Here is a 15,749-nt window from a genome sequence, read left to right as displayed (position 1 = left end):
TTTTGTTATCTAACTTTGATTAATTGATTGGTCAAAAAGATTCTAATTTTCATGTTCTCAAATGATCTAAATCCGTAGGATACTCGTTTCATCGTTTTTATGTGGGTATTCTTTGCTTCTATTTTTCCATTGGAGTAAGGATAAATCATCGCATTGGCGATGCCTTCTTCGTAGGTCAGTAGGTTTTGAAGTTTCTCACGAAAGCCGTCATCTAACGTTTCGGGAAGTTCTGCCAATAAGGAGAAAAACAAGTCAGGGTCTTTGTCTCGAAAAGCTTCAACTAATTCATGGAAAAAGGGATATGCCTCCTTTAGGGGCTTAGAAAATCTAAGCAATCGATCAATCATCATTGCTTCAGTAAGAAATGGGTATTTAGGTGCTCGGAAACTTTTCCATGTTTTATACTCATAGTGATTAATGTTTGCACGATTTTTTAGCAGAAAGCGCCAGTTCTTTTTCAGTTTTTCTGCATGGCTTTTCTGTCCTGCTTTACGCAGTTCATTCATTTCACGGATACGCAACTCATTGAAAGCTTGATTCATGTGTTTGACAATATGGAACCGATCAATCACTACTTTCGCATTTGGCAGAACGCGTTTGGTGAGCTGGAAGTAGGCGGCGTTCATGTCTGTGACTAAGAATTTTACTTCTTCTGGATTGGTGCAGCCCAAGAAATAGTTTGTTAATCGAGGTAATTTACGAGTAGGTAAGATATCAATTAAATTACCTGTTTCTCCATCTGCGCAAATAAAGCTCATTTTATCTTCTATGGAAGTGTGCGAACGAAATTCATCAACCATCAATACTTTGGGGAGAATCCTCTTAGTGGGCTTTGGTAAATAGCTTTTAAACTCTTTCAATGTACGAATAACGGTAGTCAAAGATACCTGACAGCTTTTCGCAATAAAAGATAAAGAGACTTTTTCAGTCAGTAAAGAAGCAATTTTATATCTGACATGATCCGCAATTGAATGTCTTGGGCGTACAAAATAGCTTTGAGCAGTCCAATGGGTTCGACAGTTTTTACAGGTATAGCGTTGCTTTTTTAAGCGCATAACCATTGGCATATGATTGTATTGTTCAAAGCGGACAATGATTTCTTTCTTCCCATTTTTCACCACAATTGCTTTCCCATTTCCATCTACCACAGTAGAACCACAACTTCTACAGGCACAAGGATCAGGTGAGAGAATGGCATTAATGACCAATGTCTTTTCCTTATGAAAGATCTCGTAAGAGATCTCAGTAATCATCAAATCTTTATCTATTAATCTTAGCATTTTTTTGATAGAATCATTCATATAGCATATCGTCCTCTCAGTTGTTTATTTTGTGGTGATTTAATCATACTAGAGAACGATATGTTTTTTAATACCTAAAATGAAAATGGGACTGAAGAATCAATTTTGATTCATCAGTCCCATAAATTATAGAGCCGGAATTTTTGGGCTTTACCGCTTATTTCGTAAGGAGTTACCTCCTGAATGCTATTTATTTTATTATAGGGAGTGCCTGATGATGAAAGTCACAGGCTTTTTTTATTATATTACAGTAACCCTTGTTGCAATGCCAATTGTACAATGACAACTAGAGTGTTCATACCAATATGGGTGATCATTGGTGCCCAGATCCGCCCAGTGGATCGGTATAGTAAACTAAAGAAAAATCCTAAAAAGAAGTAGACGAGTAAATGCCCATCATTGTGTGCTAATGCAAAGAGCAAGGAACTAACACTTGCACCTACCCAAAAGTTGGTATAGTGACCAACGATGCCAAGAATACTCCGACGAAATACAAATTCTTCCATGATTGGTCCGGCAATAGTTGTAGCAATAATAAAAGCAGGAGTATCTAAAATCAGTTGGATAATATTTTGCGTATTTTCAGATGGAGAGACTTCTCCAAAAAAGAAACTCTCGATCATAACCGCAATACTTTGTAAAATCAGAGCGATAAAGATGCCGATGATTCCATATAGGAAGATTTTTGAGCGAGAAGCGACAGGTACTTTTGCTTCGATACCAATCGGTTCTTTATGCTTGTAGTACAAGAACCATAGAATCACTGCACCTAAAATATAGGTGATCGTTGTTGCATTGATCAAACCCGATGTTGAATTGACAAGTCCAACCGATGTCAAAAGCAAAGGTGAAACAAATACTAGACCGTAACAAAAAATGCTAAAAAAGCTGTATTTTTTTAATGACATATGAAACCTCCTTGAGCTAAGTGAAAAGCCAAGTATAACTTTCTTTCTTGCTCTAATAATATAGGAAAAGCAACCTTTCGTTGAACGTTAAGTGAAGAAACTTAGTAGCTTAATCAACTTCTGTGTTACTAAACACTATCCATTGTTCATTATACCATATCAAGATGTTTCTCTGATCAGTTAGTATTGATCGGCTTTTTCACAACCTAATAAACGGTGTTCAAGAAGCAACACTTCAATAATAAGTCAAAAAAATCCAAAATGAAAAAGCCATTTTTGATTTTCTTGTCTTATTACTCAGTGCTGAGCGCTTCTTTCACAACCTAGATAAACGGTGTTCAAGAAGCTGACCTTCAACATTAAGCTAGAAAATCAAAAAATATGAGGAGCTATTTTCTGATTTTCCATCTTACTGCTCAGGTCAAAGCGCTTCTTTCACAACCTTGATAAACGGTGTTCGCAAAGCTGACCTTCAACATTAAGCTGAAAAATCAAAAAATATGAGGAGCTATTTTCTGATTTTCCATCTTACTGCTCAGGTCAAGACGCTTCTTTCACAACCTATGATAAACGGTGTTCAAAAGCCAGCTCCTTCAATATTAAGTCAAAACTTGAAAAAATATGAGAAGCTATTTTCTCAAATTTTGCCTTAATACTTGGAGCTGATCGGCTTTTTCACAACCTTCTTTAAAAAATTTTTTTCTATGATTTAAAAAGCTTGCAAAAGAATAGGAGAATGAGTATTATTAAAAATGTAGGTTAGCACTCGATGTGATAGAGTGCTAATAGATTCAAAAAAAGAGTTATCGGAGGGATTTATCGTGTTAAAACCATTAGGTGATCGCGTCATCATTGAAGTCGCGCAAGAAGAAGAAAAAACTGTTGGAGGAATCGTTTTAGCTTCATCAGCGAAAGAGAAACCTCAAACTGGAACAGTTGTAGCAGTGGGTGAGGGACGTTTGCTAGAAAACGGCGAAAAAGTTCCTGCAGCTATTAAAGTAGGCGACCAAGTAATGTTTGAAAAATATGCCGGTACAGAAGTGAAATTTGAAGGAACAGAATATTTGATCGTCTCTGGAAAAGATATCATGGCGATTGTTGAGTAAGTACAAAACAAAAATAATTGATGAGGTGACGAAAAAATGGCAAAAGAATTGAAATTTGCAGAAGATGCACGTGCAGCAATGTTACGTGGTGTAGATAAATTAGCAGATACAGTAAAAGTGACATTAGGACCAAAAGGCCGTAATGTTGTTTTAGAAAAATCATATGGTTCTCCATTGATCACAAATGACGGTGTGACGATTGCAAAAGAAATCGAATTAGAAGATCATTTTGAAAACATGGGTGCAAAATTAGTTTCAGAAGTTGCATCTAAAACAAATGATATCGCTGGAGACGGTACAACGACAGCGACTGTATTGACTCAAGCAATTGTCCGTGAAGGTTTGAAAAACGTCACAGCTGGTGCTAACCCATTAGGTATTCGTCGTGGGATCGAATTAGCCACTAAAACAGCAGTGGAAGAATTACACAACATCTCAACTGTTGTTGACTCAAAAGAGGCTATTGCACAAGTTGCGGCTGTTTCTTCTGGTTCAGAACAAGTGGGCCGTTTGATTGCGGATGCAATGGAAAAAGTCGGCAATGACGGTGTCATCACAATTGAAGAATCTAAAGGAATCGAAACAGAATTAGATGTCGTAGAAGGTATGCAATTTGACCGTGGTTACTTATCACAATATATGGTAACAGACAACGACAAAATGGAAGCTGTTTTGGAAAATCCATACTTGTTGATCACTGACAAGAAAATTTCAAATATCCAAGATATCTTACCTTTATTAGAACAAATCTTACAACAATCACGTCCTTTATTGATTATTGCTGATGACGTGGATGGCGAAGCATTACCAACATTGGTATTGAATAAAATCCGTGGAACATTCAATGTTGTTGCTGTAAAAGCACCAGGTTTCGGCGACCGTCGTAAAGCAATGTTAGAAGATATTGCTGTCTTGACTGGTGGTACAGTGATCACAGATGACCTAGGATTAGAATTGAAAGATGCAACAATCGAAAACTTAGGAAATGCTTCAAAAGTTGTTGTGGATAAAGACAACACAACGATCGTTGAAGGTTCAGGCGATAAAACAGCGATTGATGCACGTGTTCAATTGATCAAAAACCAAATCGCTGAAACAACTTCAGACTTTGACCGTGAAAAATTACAAGAACGCTTAGCGAAACTTGCCGGCGGAGTAGCAGTCGTAAAAGTCGGAGCAGCAACTGAAACAGAATTAAAAGAATTGAAACTACGTATTGAAGATGCGTTGAACGCTACTCGTGCTGCTGTTGAAGAAGGCATGGTCTCTGGTGGTGGTACAGCATTAGTGAACGTGATCAACAAAGTAGCGATGATCGAAGCAGAAGGCGACGTAGCAACAGGTATCAAGATCGTTACTCGTGCATTAGAAGAACCAATTCGCCAAATTGCTGAAAATGCTGGTTATGAAGGATCAGTTATTGTCGATAAATTGAAAAATGTTGATTTAGGAACAGGATTCAATGCAGCAACTGGTGAATGGGTAAACATGGTGGAAGCCGGAATCGTTGACCCAACAAAAGTAACTCGTTCAGCATTACAAAATGCAGCATCTGTTTCTGCGTTACTATTAACAACTGAAGCAGTTGTGGCAGATAAACCAGAACCAGCAGCACCTGCTGCACCAGCTATGGATCCATCAATGATGGGCGGCATGATGTAATAACTCCAGAAGAACCTTGTTCACTCAAGGTTCTTCTTTTTTTTGTCTTCTTAGAAAAAAGCATAAATAGGGTAAAATCGAGTGTGACGTAATGAGATTGTGCATTTATATTGTAAATAAAAAATAGGCAAGTCACTAAATTGACAAGTCAATCATCAAATCGTTGTATTATTATTTCATCGATTTAATCTATGATAGAAAATTTATTTCCTTTAACATTTCTTTCACTCTTTCGCTAGCGAAGTTCACAAAGTTATGCTATATTTATGATATCATTATAATGTATACGCATTCATAATGATGGAAGATCGAATTGTAGGAGGATGAAAATGAATAAATTGATGGAATGGATGGAGAGATATATTTTGCCAGTTGCCACGAAGATTGGTTCGGAAAAGCATCTGGTTGCTTTACGTGATGCGTTTATTGGAACCATGCCGGCAACGATGGCTGGGGCAATTGCGGTGCTATTGAATGCGTTTATGCGTGATTTTCCTAACACGTATCTAGGTGAAGGGAATGCCATTACGACTTTCTTTACACCAGTAATTGGTGTCAATGGCCTGATTTGGAATGGGACGCTAGCGATTATGGCAGTCGTATTCGCATTGTCACTAGGCGCAAATTTGGCAAAGGCATATGAAGTGGACCCTGTATCAGGAAGTATTGTATCTTTAGTTGCATTTATTATTGGATTACCTGATGCTGCCACAGCTGTTTTGACGTTGCCAGAAAAATTGTCACAAGATGCTATGGACATGATCACTACCGCAGGCGGCGTGATTGCTGATGGTACTGATGGTGGACAGACGCTTTCGATGGGCGCATGGGGTTATTTCAACTTTGGGAAATACATGGGCGGTTCTGGTCTTTTTACAGCTATGATCTTTGGTTTTATTTCTGTTATCATTTTTGCACTATTGATGCGTAAAAAAATTATTATCAGAATGCCAGAATCAGTGCCACCAGCAGTTGCACGTGCTTTTGCCGCAATCATTCCTGCAGTTGTTTCTTTATATGTTGTGGGAACGATAAATTATATCTTCCGACAAACAGCAGGAGTACCATTGATTGACTGGATCTCTGAAGCGATTCAAAAACCTTTGATGAATTTATCGCAAGGATATGGTGCAGTATTTATTATCGTGTTACTTGTTCATGTGCTTTGGTTCTTTGGATTACATGGTACAAACATCATGTCACCAGTGTTACAGACGCTTTATGGTACAGCGATGGTCGAAAATACTAATGCTTTTCAAAATAATGAACCAATCCCCTTCAAATGGGTAGCAGGTTCATTTGAAGCATTCGTATGGCCTGGTGGTGCTGGTGTAACGTTGGTATTGATCGTCATGATTTTATTTTTATCAAAACGTGCCGATTATAAAACAGTCGGTAAGCTGGGGATTGCTCCTGGTTTGTTCAATATCAATGAACCAGTGATGTTTGGTCTACCAGTCGTATTGAATCCATTGTTGATGATCCCATTCATCGTCGCACCACTTGTAACGGCAACCATTGCTTACTTTGCGACAATGGCAGGCCTTGTTCGCCCAGTGGTGGTAAATGTGATTTGGGTCATGCCAACGATTATCAGTGGGTTCTTAGCAACCGCAGGTGACTGGCGTGCCATTGTCTTGACGATCGTCAATCTCTTAGTCGCTGCTTTGATTTGGGCACCATTTATCTTGGCTGCAAACCGTTTAGATCCTAATCTAGGTGAACCAGAAGAATAAAAGAAGCAAACTCCTTGCTATGAGACGCGTTTCATACCGTATACTCAAGGCATAAATAAAGGAGGGCTTCTTATGAATACCTATATCAAAGCAACGCAAGGCACCAAGAATCAATGTTTTTACGCATTTGTTGAGTTTAAAGATTCCATGCTCGTGTTGTCTAGTTTTCAAGGCCTTAATCGATCGGTGATCAAAAAAATCAATTTAGCAGATATTTCTGGTTTGACCAAGGATAATTATTGGGGTGGTCAACGAATCAGTTTCTATGACCAAGGAACATTGTATCAATTTTTCGAATGTGGACCTGCTGTGGTAGACTATCTACAAGAAAATCTTTTTGTATAGGTGGCGAACAGTAGTCATGGCAAACATCCGAGATATAGCCAAACGAACAGGATATTCTGTTTCGACGGTATCCCGTGTCATCAATCAACATCCTTATGTCGATGAAGCGAAACGAACAGAGATCTTGAAAGTGATCAAAGAATTAAATTATGTACCGAATGCCAATGCCAGACAACTAAGTTCTGGAAAAAATAAAAATATTGGTGTCATTTTACCTTACACAAATCACCCATATTTTGATCAGTTGCTCAGTGGAATCATTGAAGTCGCTTTTAGTGAGGGCTATAAAGTGACGTTGTTGCCAACAAACTACCAAATAAAACGGGAACAACAATATTTAGAAGAGTTTGCGGCGAAAGCATTTGACGGATTGATCATTACATCAAGAGCAAATCCCTTAGAGTTGTTGCTTGATTATCAACGCTATGGCCCTATCGTCTTTTGCGAAAAGATCGAAGACTTGGAAGTAACGAGTGTCTATATTGATCGCAAACAATCGATTACTGATGGCTTATCCTTTTTAAAAGATCAAGGTGTCAAACGTTTAGGTGTCACCTTAGGAAGAACCGGTCGAATGAGTTACAATTCGAAAATCACATTAAAACTGTGTAAAGAGATTTTTCCTGAATTTAATGAAGCTGATGTCTATTGGCAGTGTATTGATACCGAACATGGGAGATTGGCTGGGAAATTTTTTAAGGAACGAGGAATTGATGGCATTTTCACGAATTCAGACACAGTAGCAGCGGGAATCCTGCAAAGCTACAAAAAACAAAAAATACCAATCGTTGGTAGGGAAAATATGCTGATCAGTGAAATATTAAATTTTTCAACAATTGATCACCATCTGAAACAATGTGGTGAAACCGCTTTTCGTTTGTTTTTGAATGATACAGTCGAACAAGTAAAGATTCCGTATACTTTTATTCAACGTCCGTGAAATAAAAAAGACAAATCCTTTTTGTGGATTTGTCTTTATTTATTTATGCATGAGCTTGAATGATCTCATTCAATGCTACAGCGGCGCCTTTACCACAGCGAGAATCATAGTATTCAGTAAAACGTTCATCTGAGATATACAGCATACCTAATCCTTTGTGGGCTTCTGCTTGATACGTGGGCCAACTAAATAATAGCCATTTTTTATGTGTATCAAAAATTTCTTTTGCAAGTGCCTGATTTGATGGATCAGACAGATAAGACGTTAAGTTCGTTAGCAATTGTTGCTCTACTTCTTGCATCTCTTGATATTTTTCTTGAGACAGATTTTTCCATTGCTCGTTTGCTTTATCGATGGTTTCTTCTCCGTATTTTTCACGGATCTCTGTGCCATAGTTTTCTTCATTTTCAGTTATTTTTTGTTTTTTAAATCCTTCAAATTTTTCTTGGTCAGTCATCTTTTTTCCTCCTTTGAATTGTGCTAATGTTTGTTGGACGGTTGCCAGGAGAGTATCAATTTCTGCTCGTTTCTCTAGTAGTTTTCTCTGATGTTCGATGAGTGCATGTTGATGATCAAAGGTAGGATCATCTAATAATTCGCGAATTTGGTTCAGTGGAAAATCTAAGGATCGATAAAATAAAATTTGTTGTAGACGATCGATTTCTTGAGAACCATAGATACGATAACCAGCTGAATTGATCCGTTTGGGTTTGAGTAAATCAATTTCATCGTAAAAACGTAGTGTACGACTACTTACTCCTGAGAGCTGTGCCATTTTCTTAATTGTGTATTCCATTGTTTTCCCTCCTGACAAAACTAGCATAATCCTTGACGTAACGAGAAGGTCAAGTGAAAAATCATCTTTTTTATCTAATTGATTATATGTTATACTATTAAACGAAGAGAGGGAAATCAAATTGTTTTTTTATCGTCTTTATGAAAGCGATTTATTTTATTGAGTAAAAAAATTAAGAAAAGAGGAAAAGTATGAAACTGATTGAAACCCCGATTACGAGCAACTTGAATATCAAAACTTTTTATCCAAAAATCGTTGATTTCTTTTTTAGAAATTCTGCTATTCGATTTTATAAACTATTTTCTTTAGATCGTACACAGATTTTGTTGATTGATACCTATAATCAAGTCCAATTAGTGATGATCAATACAAAAAAGAAAATCACTAAACAGGAAATTGATTATGCAATCAAAAAAGTGTTGAAAACAGAACGATCAGCGGTCAATATCCATGTAGGTGTCAAGCAAGAATTTGAAGAAGCGGGTGTTCAGTTCAAGCGGCCGAATAAGGATATCGTCATTGTAGAACAAGCCATTGCAACCATTGCTTAACTTGATCAATACAGCAAGAAAGCTATAGACGATCCAAAATTGAATAAGCGATAGGAAGTAAAGCGCCTAAATTCCAAGATAGTTTGATTTTTGGGATTTAGGGGCTTTTTTACAACTTAGATAAACGGTGTTCAAGAAGCAATACTTCAATAATAAGATAGGGAAATAAAAAATGAGAAAGCCATTTTCGATTTCCCTGTCTTATTACTCAGTGCTGAGCGCTTCTTTCACAACCTCGATAAACGGTGTTCAAGTAGCAACACTTCAATAATAAGCCAAGAAAATTCAAAATGAAAAAGCCATTTTTGATTTTCCTGTCTTATTACTCAGTGTTGACCGCTTCTTTCACAACCTCGATAAACGGTGTTCAAGTAGCAACACTTCAATAATAAGCCAAGAAAATTCAAAATGAAAAAGCCATTTTTGATTTTCCTGTCTTATTACTCAGTGTTGACCGCTTCTTTCACAACCTCGATAAACGGTGTTCAAAAAGCTGACCTTCAACATTAAGCTGAAAAATCAAAAAATATGAAAAACTATTTTCTGATTTCTCATCTTACTGCTCAGGTCAAAACGCTTTTCTCACAACCTCCTATCTTATTTCTTTACTTTGTACAAAATAAAACAAGATTTCTTTTACTAGGGTATTTTTTTGTTATAATGGATAAGAAATGAAAATTGGCTAAGAGGAGCAATAAAAAAGATGACGACAACTTACTCAGATGACAGTTTGACGCTACATACGGATCTTTACCAGATCAACATGATGCAGACTTACTGGGAACTAGATAGAGCAGATAAACATGCAGTTTTTGAATGTTACTTCCGCGAGATGCCATTCAATCATGGTTATGCTGTTTTTGCAGGGTTAGAACGATTAGTGGATTATTTAGAAAACTTGACATTTACTGATACAGATATTGCGTATCTTCGCGAGATGGCTGTTTATCCGGAAGGCTTTTTGACGTATTTACGTGAATTCAAATTCAAAGCGACTGTCCGTTCCGCTCGTGAAGGAGAACTTGTTTTTGCGAATGAGCCATTGATCCAAGTGGAAGGCCCATTAGCCCATTGTCAATTAGTAGAAACAGCCTTATTGAATATGGTGAACTTTCAAACGTTGATCGCGACGAAAGCGGCTCGTATCAAATCGGTGATCGGTGACGATCCATTATTGGAGTTTGGTACACGCCGTGCGCAAGAATTGGATGCTGCGGTTTGGGGTACTCGTGCTGCTTATATTGGTGGAGCAGATGCAACGAGCAATGTTCGTGCAGGGAAAATTTTCGGGATTCCGGCAAGCGGTACTCACGCTCATTCTCTTGTTCAAAGTTATGGGAATGACTATGAAGCATTTATGGCATATGCAAAGACACATAAAGATTGTGTTTTTCTAGTGGATACTTACGATACCTTGAAATCGGGTGTTCCTAGTGCGATCCGTGTGGCAAAAGAACTTGGCAACAAGATCAATTTCCAAGGCGTACGTATCGATAGTGGTGATATGGCGTATATTTCGAAACGGGTCAGAGAACAATTAGATTCCGCTGGTTTTACAGAAGCAAAAATCTATGCCTCAAATGATTTAGATGAAGCGACGATTTTAAACTTAAAAATGCAAAAAGCAAAAATCGATGTTTGGGGCGTGGGAACAAAGTTGATCACCGCCTATGACCAACCGGCTTTAGGTGCAGTCTTCAAACTGGTATCCATCGAAAATGAACAAGGTGAAATGATCGATACGATCAAATTGTCTAGCAATGCAGAAAAAGTTACTACACCAGGTAAAAAACAAGTATGGCGTATCACTCGTAACTTTGATGGGAAATCAGAAGGCGATTATGTGACACTATGGGACGAAGATCCTCGACAAGAAGAAGAGATCTTCATGTTCCACCCGACACATACCTTTATCAATAAAACTGTTCGTGATTTTACAGCTCGGCCAATTTTACAAGATATTTTTGTTGAAGGAACGAGAGTCTATGACTTACCGACATTAGAAGAAATCAAAGAGTATACCAGAGGAAACTTAGATTCTCTTTGGGAAGAATACAAACGTGATTTGAATCCGCAAAAATATCCTGTGGATCTATCAACAGATTGCTGGAATCATAAGATGGCAATCATGGAACGAATGAAAAAAAGCGTCACACAATTAACGAGTGAACTATAGGAGGAATGGAAGATGAATCATTTACAACAAGCAATCATCGAAGAATTAGGCGTGAAATCAGTCATCGATCCTCAAAATGAAATTCGTGTGAGTATCGATTTCATGAAAGAATATTTGAAAAAGAATCCCTTCTTAAAAACCTTGGTTTTAGGTATCAGTGGAGGACAAGATTCTACTTTAGCCGGACGTTTAGCACAATTGGCAATGGAAGAAATGCGGGAAGAAACGAAAGATGACAGTTACCAGTTCATCGGTGTACGTTTGCCATATGGAGAACAGGCAGATGAAGAAGATGCCAAAGCGGCGTTAGACTTTATCCAACCAGACGTCCAATTACGTGTCAATATCAAACCTGCAGTCGATGCGCAAACGCAAGCGTTGATTGAAGCAGGTGTAGAAATCAGTGATTTCAATAAAGGAAATATCAAAGCGCGCCAACGAATGATCACACAATATGCGGTTGCAGGACAACGTGCAGGGGCTGTGATCGGTACCGACCACGCAGCTGAAAATATTACTGGCTTCTTTACGAAATATGGTGACGGTGGGGCAGATATTTTGCCATTGTTCCGCTTGAATAAACGCCAAGGAAAAGCATTGTTGAAGGCTTTAGACGCGCCAGAACATCTCTATACCAAAGTGCCAACAGCTGACCTTGAAGAAGGCAAGCCGATGATTGCTGATGAAGTCGCATTAGGTGTCACATATGATGAGATCGACGACTATTTGGAAGGGAAAGACATTCCAGTCGATGCACAACAAAAAATCGAGCAATGGTGGAATAAAACACAGCATAAACGTCATTTGCCAATTTCGATCTTTGATGATTTTTGGAAATAAATAAAGTGAAATAAACGAATCAAATAAACCGTTAATCCTTTGTTGATCAAGGGATTAACGGTTTATTTTTGTTTGTATTCGTTTTTTGCTCTCCAGTGTATTTCTAAGGTGAAGATTTTTATTGCTGTGCTTCATTCTCATAGAAAAGAAGGCTTAAAAAACAAGTTGTCCACATTGGAAGAGTCAGCATGGAAAGAAACAAAATAGGATCGGCTATAATTAATGGGCACTCTTTGACAGTCTGAAACAAATCGATGTTCCTTAAGAAAATCATTTGATAGCGACAATAGCATCTATTTCTACTTTGAATCTTGGATCAATCAATCCGGCTACTATTACTACTGTCATTGCTGGTTTATTTTCTCCATATAGTTTTATAAGTGTCGTCCTAAGTGATCCTAAAAAGGAAGCATCAGTTAAATACACGTTCATTTTGACAATATTTTGGGTACTCGCTTCGTTATCCATAATGATGGAATTTATTTTTTCAACAACGATTTGTATTTGCTCATTGATACCATCGGGAATGTACTCCTCTTTTTGAGGTGTCTGTCCGGAAATAAATAATAAAGGTGAATCTGTCATAACACTATTTGAATAGATAGCCATAAAATTACTCCTTTTCATTGATATTATTATGCAGTGATGAACGCTTCTTTCACAACCTAGATAAACGGTGTTCAAAAAGCTGACCTTCAACATTAAGCTGAAAAATCAAAAAATATAGGAAGCTATTTTCTGATTTCCCATCTTACTGCTCAGGTCAAACCGCTTTTTTCACAACCTTAACTATAATACACCTTCATCTTGATATCTTGGTCGTAGTTGCCGAAGCCTTTGCCGAATAGGGTGCAGCCACCGACGTTTTTGGCGTCTTCTTTGACTTCGATGCGGAAGGTCCAGACGTCTTCGTTTCTTGGGATGTCATTGATCGTGATTTCAGATAATGGTTCGCCGTTGATATTGGTCAAATGTTTAGTGATACGGATCGTTTTCAATAGTCCGTATTGGTTTAGATTATCTGGATACCAGTCTGGGGTATGTTTTCCACGAATGTCTGCGAAATCTCCTGGGCTTGTCCAGTTCCCTAATTCCACACCGTTCAGGCTGAAAGTGATATCCGATGGCCAATTGTCGTTCGAAAAGGGAAACTCGGAAGACAGTTCAACGGACAATTCCAACATTTCCAAAGTATCTTCTTCGTTTAAAAAGTTTGGTGTTTGATATTCAACAAATCCGCTTGTAAACCACAGAATCCGTGCATCCATTCGTCGTGGATCGGCAAAGTAACGTGGTTCATCGACTTTGCCGATAAAATCATGGATCGTTGCCAGACCGCATGTCGGCTCGATCGAATAGCGGGTATAATGACCGATAGGGATCGATGTTTCTTTCGTATCAAAGGCATTGAAGATTTTTTCTGGAAACGTGATGTTGATTTTATCGACACGTAAGCTGGAAATTTTTTTTTGGCCTATTTTTTCAGATTTGATGATATTTGCTTCTTCAAGTTTTTTTACATGCATTGTTGTAATCGCACTACTGATACCGAGTGCTTGGGCAAGCTCTTTGATATTCATTTTGTTTTTTGAAAGTAACTGGATGATTTTTATCCTTGTTTTACTAGCTAAAGCTTCATAAACAGGTAATGATTCTTCATTGATTTGGAGTTGCATGATTTTTCACCTCTTATTTAGGTTTTTGTTTAACTATATATTAACATAAATATTAATTTATAGGTTAATATCATTAAACTAATATATGTAATTAATATTTAAGTTAATTATAATGTAAAAATGTTTTTATATTTAATAATATTATTATTGACAACGCTTTCAAAGAAAGATATGATTCATGTATAAATTAAAGGAGGGGACTTATGGAAGCTGTAATGTCAGTTAGTCGTGTGCAAAAGATAGGGGAAATCGATCGTCGTTTGTATGGCTCGTTTATTGAACATATGGGACGTGCAGTGTATGGAGGGATCTATCAACCGGATCATCCGACTGCAAATGATAAGGGATTTCGCCAAGACGTTATGGAGCTAGTCAAAGAATTATCGGTACCATTGATCCGGTATCCAGGTGGGAATTTTGTTTCTGGGTTCAATTGGGAAGATAGCGTGGGGCCTATAGCGGAGCGGCCGAAAAGATTAGACCTTGCTTGGCGATCTTTAGAAACAAATCAAGTGGGTGTGCATGAATTTGCTGCGTGGTGTCAAGAAGTGGGCGCTGAGATCAATATGGCGGTCAATCTTGGAACACGTGGCTTAGATGCTGCAAGAAATCTAGTAGAATATTGCAATTATCCTAGTGGTACTTATTGGAGTGAGCAAAGAATAGCAAATGGACAAACCGAACCTTTTGCAATCAAGACGTGGTGTTTAGGCAATGAAATGGATGGTCCTTGGCAAATCGGTCATAAGACAGCAGCGGAGTACGGACGGCTGGCAGAAGAAACAGCAAAAGCAATGAAACTTGTCGATGAATCGATCGAAGTCGTTTTATGTGGCAGCTCGAATAGTCAAATGCCGACATTCGGTGGGTGGGAATTGACTGTATTGGATCAAGCCTATGAACAAATCGATTATCTTTCATTGCATCAGTATTATGGCAATCACACCAATGATTTGAAAAATTATTTAGCTCGTTCAGTCGATATGGATCAGTTCATCTCTGGTGTTGTTGCGATGTGTGATGCAATCAAGGCGAAAAAACACAGCAAGAAACAAATCAATCTATCTTTTGATGAATGGAATATTTGGTATCATTCGACAGAACATGATCAAACAGTCAAGCCATGGCAAGTTGCCCCACCTTTATTAGAAGATCACTATAATTTTGAGGATGCTTTAGTATTGGGCTGTTTATTGATCACTTTGTTAAAACATTCTGATCGAGTAAAAATTGCTTGTCTGGCGCAGCTAGTCAACGTGATTGCGCCGATCATGACAGAAGAAGACGGTGAAGCATGGCGTCAAACAATCTATTATCCATTTATGCAAGTCGCGACTTTAGGACAAGGTATTGCTTTACGACCTGAAATCACTGTCGATACGTATGCAACGAGTGAATTTGATACAGTTCCATATTTAGAAAGTATCGCGGTGCTGAATGAAGAAAAAAATGAGTTGGTGATCTTTGCAGTGAATCGTGGAGAAGAAGAGATGAGTTTAGATCTACAATTTTCTGACTTAAAGATTGAGGAAGTCATCGAGTTTTCAGAGATGTCTGGCTATGAAATCAAAGCGGTCAATCAAGCAGGAAATGAGCAAATCAAACCTGTGTCTTCAAAAGCCTACGAACATAAAGAAAATCAGTTGAATTGCAAATTGAAACCGTTATCTTGGAATGTGATCCGTACAAGCTTGACCCCGAACAAATAAGGA

14 protein-coding genes are annotated in these 15,749 nt (G+C 37.9%); 9 read left to right on the top strand and 5 right to left on the bottom strand.

Translation table 11 applies throughout. The annotated features are described in order from the left end of the window. Window positions 1-5: 5 nt before the first annotated feature. Window positions 6-1,301 carry an ISL3 family transposase gene (locus IGJ39_RS11605; RefSeq protein ID WP_438764378.1) on the bottom strand — a complete coding sequence of 432 codons (1,296 nt, stop codon included), beginning with the start codon at window positions 1,299-1,301 and terminating at the stop codon, window positions 6-8. Window positions 1,302-1,546: 245 nt separating this feature from the next. Next, entirely contained in the window at window positions 1,547-2,209 is a 663-nt protein-coding gene (locus tag IGJ39_RS11600; protein ID WP_019723595.1) for a CPBP family intramembrane glutamic endopeptidase, read from the bottom strand. A gap of 821 nt (window positions 2,210-3,030) precedes the next feature. On the opposite strand from IGJ39_RS11600, the gene groES reads away from it, so the two are divergent. The 5 genes from groES to IGJ39_RS11575 all read left to right on the top strand — a co-directional run bounded on the left by groES (window position 3,031) and on the right by IGJ39_RS11575 (window position 7,998). Continuing rightward, a complete protein-coding gene (groES, locus tag IGJ39_RS11595) occupies window positions 3,031-3,315 on the top strand; it encodes a co-chaperone GroES (RefSeq protein ID WP_019723198.1) in 285 nt (94 codons plus the stop codon). Between the two features lie 36 nt (window positions 3,316-3,351). After that, window positions 3,352-4,977 (top strand): chaperonin GroEL, encoded by a 1,626-nt coding sequence (groL, locus tag IGJ39_RS11590; protein WP_010736685.1) that lies wholly within the window; start codon window positions 3,352-3,354, stop codon window positions 4,975-4,977. A 329-nt stretch (window positions 4,978-5,306) separates the two neighbouring features. After that, a complete protein-coding gene (locus IGJ39_RS11585; protein WP_019723199.1) occupies window positions 5,307-6,713 on the top strand; it encodes a PTS sugar transporter subunit IIC in 1,407 nt (468 codons plus the stop codon). Between the two features lie 72 nt (window positions 6,714-6,785). Next, window positions 6,786-7,058 carry a hypothetical protein gene (locus IGJ39_RS11580; RefSeq protein ID WP_010736683.1) on the top strand — a complete coding sequence of 91 codons (273 nt, stop codon included), beginning with the start codon at window positions 6,786-6,788 and terminating at the stop codon, window positions 7,056-7,058. A gap of 16 nt (window positions 7,059-7,074) precedes the next feature. Continuing rightward, the gene (locus IGJ39_RS11575; protein ID WP_019723200.1) at window positions 7,075-7,998 is read left to right on the top strand and encodes a LacI family DNA-binding transcriptional regulator; all 924 of its coding nucleotides are present in this window, start codon (window positions 7,075-7,077) and stop codon (window positions 7,996-7,998) included. Window positions 7,999-8,041: 43 nt separating this feature from the next. Here IGJ39_RS11575 and IGJ39_RS11570 read toward each other — a convergent pair whose 3' ends face one another. Next, window positions 8,042-8,794: a MerR family transcriptional regulator gene (locus IGJ39_RS11570; RefSeq protein WP_019723201.1), complete on the bottom strand. Its 753-nt coding sequence runs from the start codon at window positions 8,792-8,794 to the stop codon at window positions 8,042-8,044. 191 nt (window positions 8,795-8,985) lie between these two features. On the opposite strand from IGJ39_RS11570, the gene IGJ39_RS11565 reads away from it, so the two are divergent. The 3 genes from IGJ39_RS11565 (at window position 8,986) to nadE (ending at window position 12,361) form a co-directional block, all read left to right on the top strand. Beyond that, entirely contained in the window at window positions 8,986-9,345 is a 360-nt protein-coding gene (locus IGJ39_RS11565; protein ID WP_019723202.1) for a DUF1827 family protein, read from the top strand. Window positions 9,346-10,048: 703 nt separating this feature from the next. Further along, entirely contained in the window at window positions 10,049-11,521 is a 1,473-nt protein-coding gene (locus tag IGJ39_RS11560) for a nicotinate phosphoribosyltransferase (RefSeq protein WP_010736679.1), read from the top strand. A 12-nt stretch (window positions 11,522-11,533) separates the two neighbouring features. Beyond that, complete coding sequence (gene nadE / locus IGJ39_RS11555; RefSeq protein ID WP_019723203.1) at window positions 11,534-12,361, top strand: ammonia-dependent NAD(+) synthetase; 828 nt, start codon at window positions 11,534-11,536, stop codon at window positions 12,359-12,361. Window positions 12,362-12,631: 270 nt separating this feature from the next. Here the strand turns inward: nadE and IGJ39_RS11550 are convergent, their stop codons facing one another. Next, window positions 12,632-12,970, bottom strand: coding sequence for a RidA family protein (locus IGJ39_RS11550; RefSeq protein WP_019723204.1), 339 nt, complete (start codon window positions 12,968-12,970; stop codon window positions 12,632-12,634). A 176-nt stretch (window positions 12,971-13,146) separates the two neighbouring features. After that, complete coding sequence (locus tag IGJ39_RS11545) at window positions 13,147-14,037, bottom strand: ArsR/SmtB family transcription factor (RefSeq protein ID WP_019723205.1); 891 nt, start codon at window positions 14,035-14,037, stop codon at window positions 13,147-13,149. Between the two features lie 203 nt (window positions 14,038-14,240). On the opposite strand from IGJ39_RS11545, the gene arfA reads away from it, so the two are divergent. Next, on the top strand, window positions 14,241-15,746 hold the full coding sequence (gene arfA / locus IGJ39_RS11540; protein ID WP_195339014.1) for an arabinosylfuranosidase ArfA: 1,506 nt from the start codon (window positions 14,241-14,243) through the stop codon (window positions 15,744-15,746). Window positions 15,747-15,749: the final 3 nt, after the last annotated feature.

It is taken from the genome of Enterococcus sp. AZ140, from assembly GCF_051714405.1.
GTDB lineage: Bacteria > Bacillota > Bacilli > Lactobacillales > Enterococcaceae > Enterococcus_B > Enterococcus_B pernyi.
Note: the sequence above shows the minus strand (reverse complement) of the source record. Positions and strands in the feature narration are given on the sequence as shown.

What these genes read in the sequence shown, in the direction of transcription:
- IGJ39_RS11605 (WP_438764378.1), bottom strand. Translation starts at nt 1,301, where the DNA reads ATGAATGATTCTATCAAAAAAATGCTAAGATTAATAGATAAAGATTTG.
- IGJ39_RS11600 (WP_019723595.1), bottom strand. Translation starts at nt 2,209, where the DNA reads ATGTCATTAAAAAAATACAGCTTTTTTAGCATTTTTTGTTACGGTCTA.
- groL (WP_010736685.1), top strand. Translation starts at nt 3,352, where the DNA reads ATGGCAAAAGAATTGAAATTTGCAGAAGATGCACGTGCAGCAATGTTA.
- IGJ39_RS11585 (WP_019723199.1), top strand. Translation starts at nt 5,307, where the DNA reads ATGAATAAATTGATGGAATGGATGGAGAGATATATTTTGCCAGTTGCC.
- IGJ39_RS11580 (WP_010736683.1), top strand. Translation starts at nt 6,786, where the DNA reads ATGAATACCTATATCAAAGCAACGCAAGGCACCAAGAATCAATGTTTT.
- IGJ39_RS11575 (WP_019723200.1), top strand. Translation starts at nt 7,075, where the DNA reads ATGGCAAACATCCGAGATATAGCCAAACGAACAGGATATTCTGTTTCG.
- IGJ39_RS11570 (WP_019723201.1), bottom strand. Translation starts at nt 8,794, where the DNA reads ATGGAATACACAATTAAGAAAATGGCACAGCTCTCAGGAGTAAGTAGT.
- IGJ39_RS11565 (WP_019723202.1), top strand. Translation starts at nt 8,986, where the DNA reads ATGAAACTGATTGAAACCCCGATTACGAGCAACTTGAATATCAAAACT.
- IGJ39_RS11560 (WP_010736679.1), top strand. Translation starts at nt 10,049, where the DNA reads ATGACGACAACTTACTCAGATGACAGTTTGACGCTACATACGGATCTT.
- nadE (WP_019723203.1), top strand. Translation starts at nt 11,534, where the DNA reads ATGAATCATTTACAACAAGCAATCATCGAAGAATTAGGCGTGAAATCA.
- IGJ39_RS11550 (WP_019723204.1), bottom strand. Translation starts at nt 12,970, where the DNA reads ATGGCTATCTATTCAAATAGTGTTATGACAGATTCACCTTTATTATTT.
- IGJ39_RS11545 (WP_019723205.1), bottom strand. Translation starts at nt 14,037, where the DNA reads ATGCAACTCCAAATCAATGAAGAATCATTACCTGTTTATGAAGCTTTA.
- arfA (WP_195339014.1), top strand. Translation starts at nt 14,241, where the DNA reads ATGGAAGCTGTAATGTCAGTTAGTCGTGTGCAAAAGATAGGGGAAATC.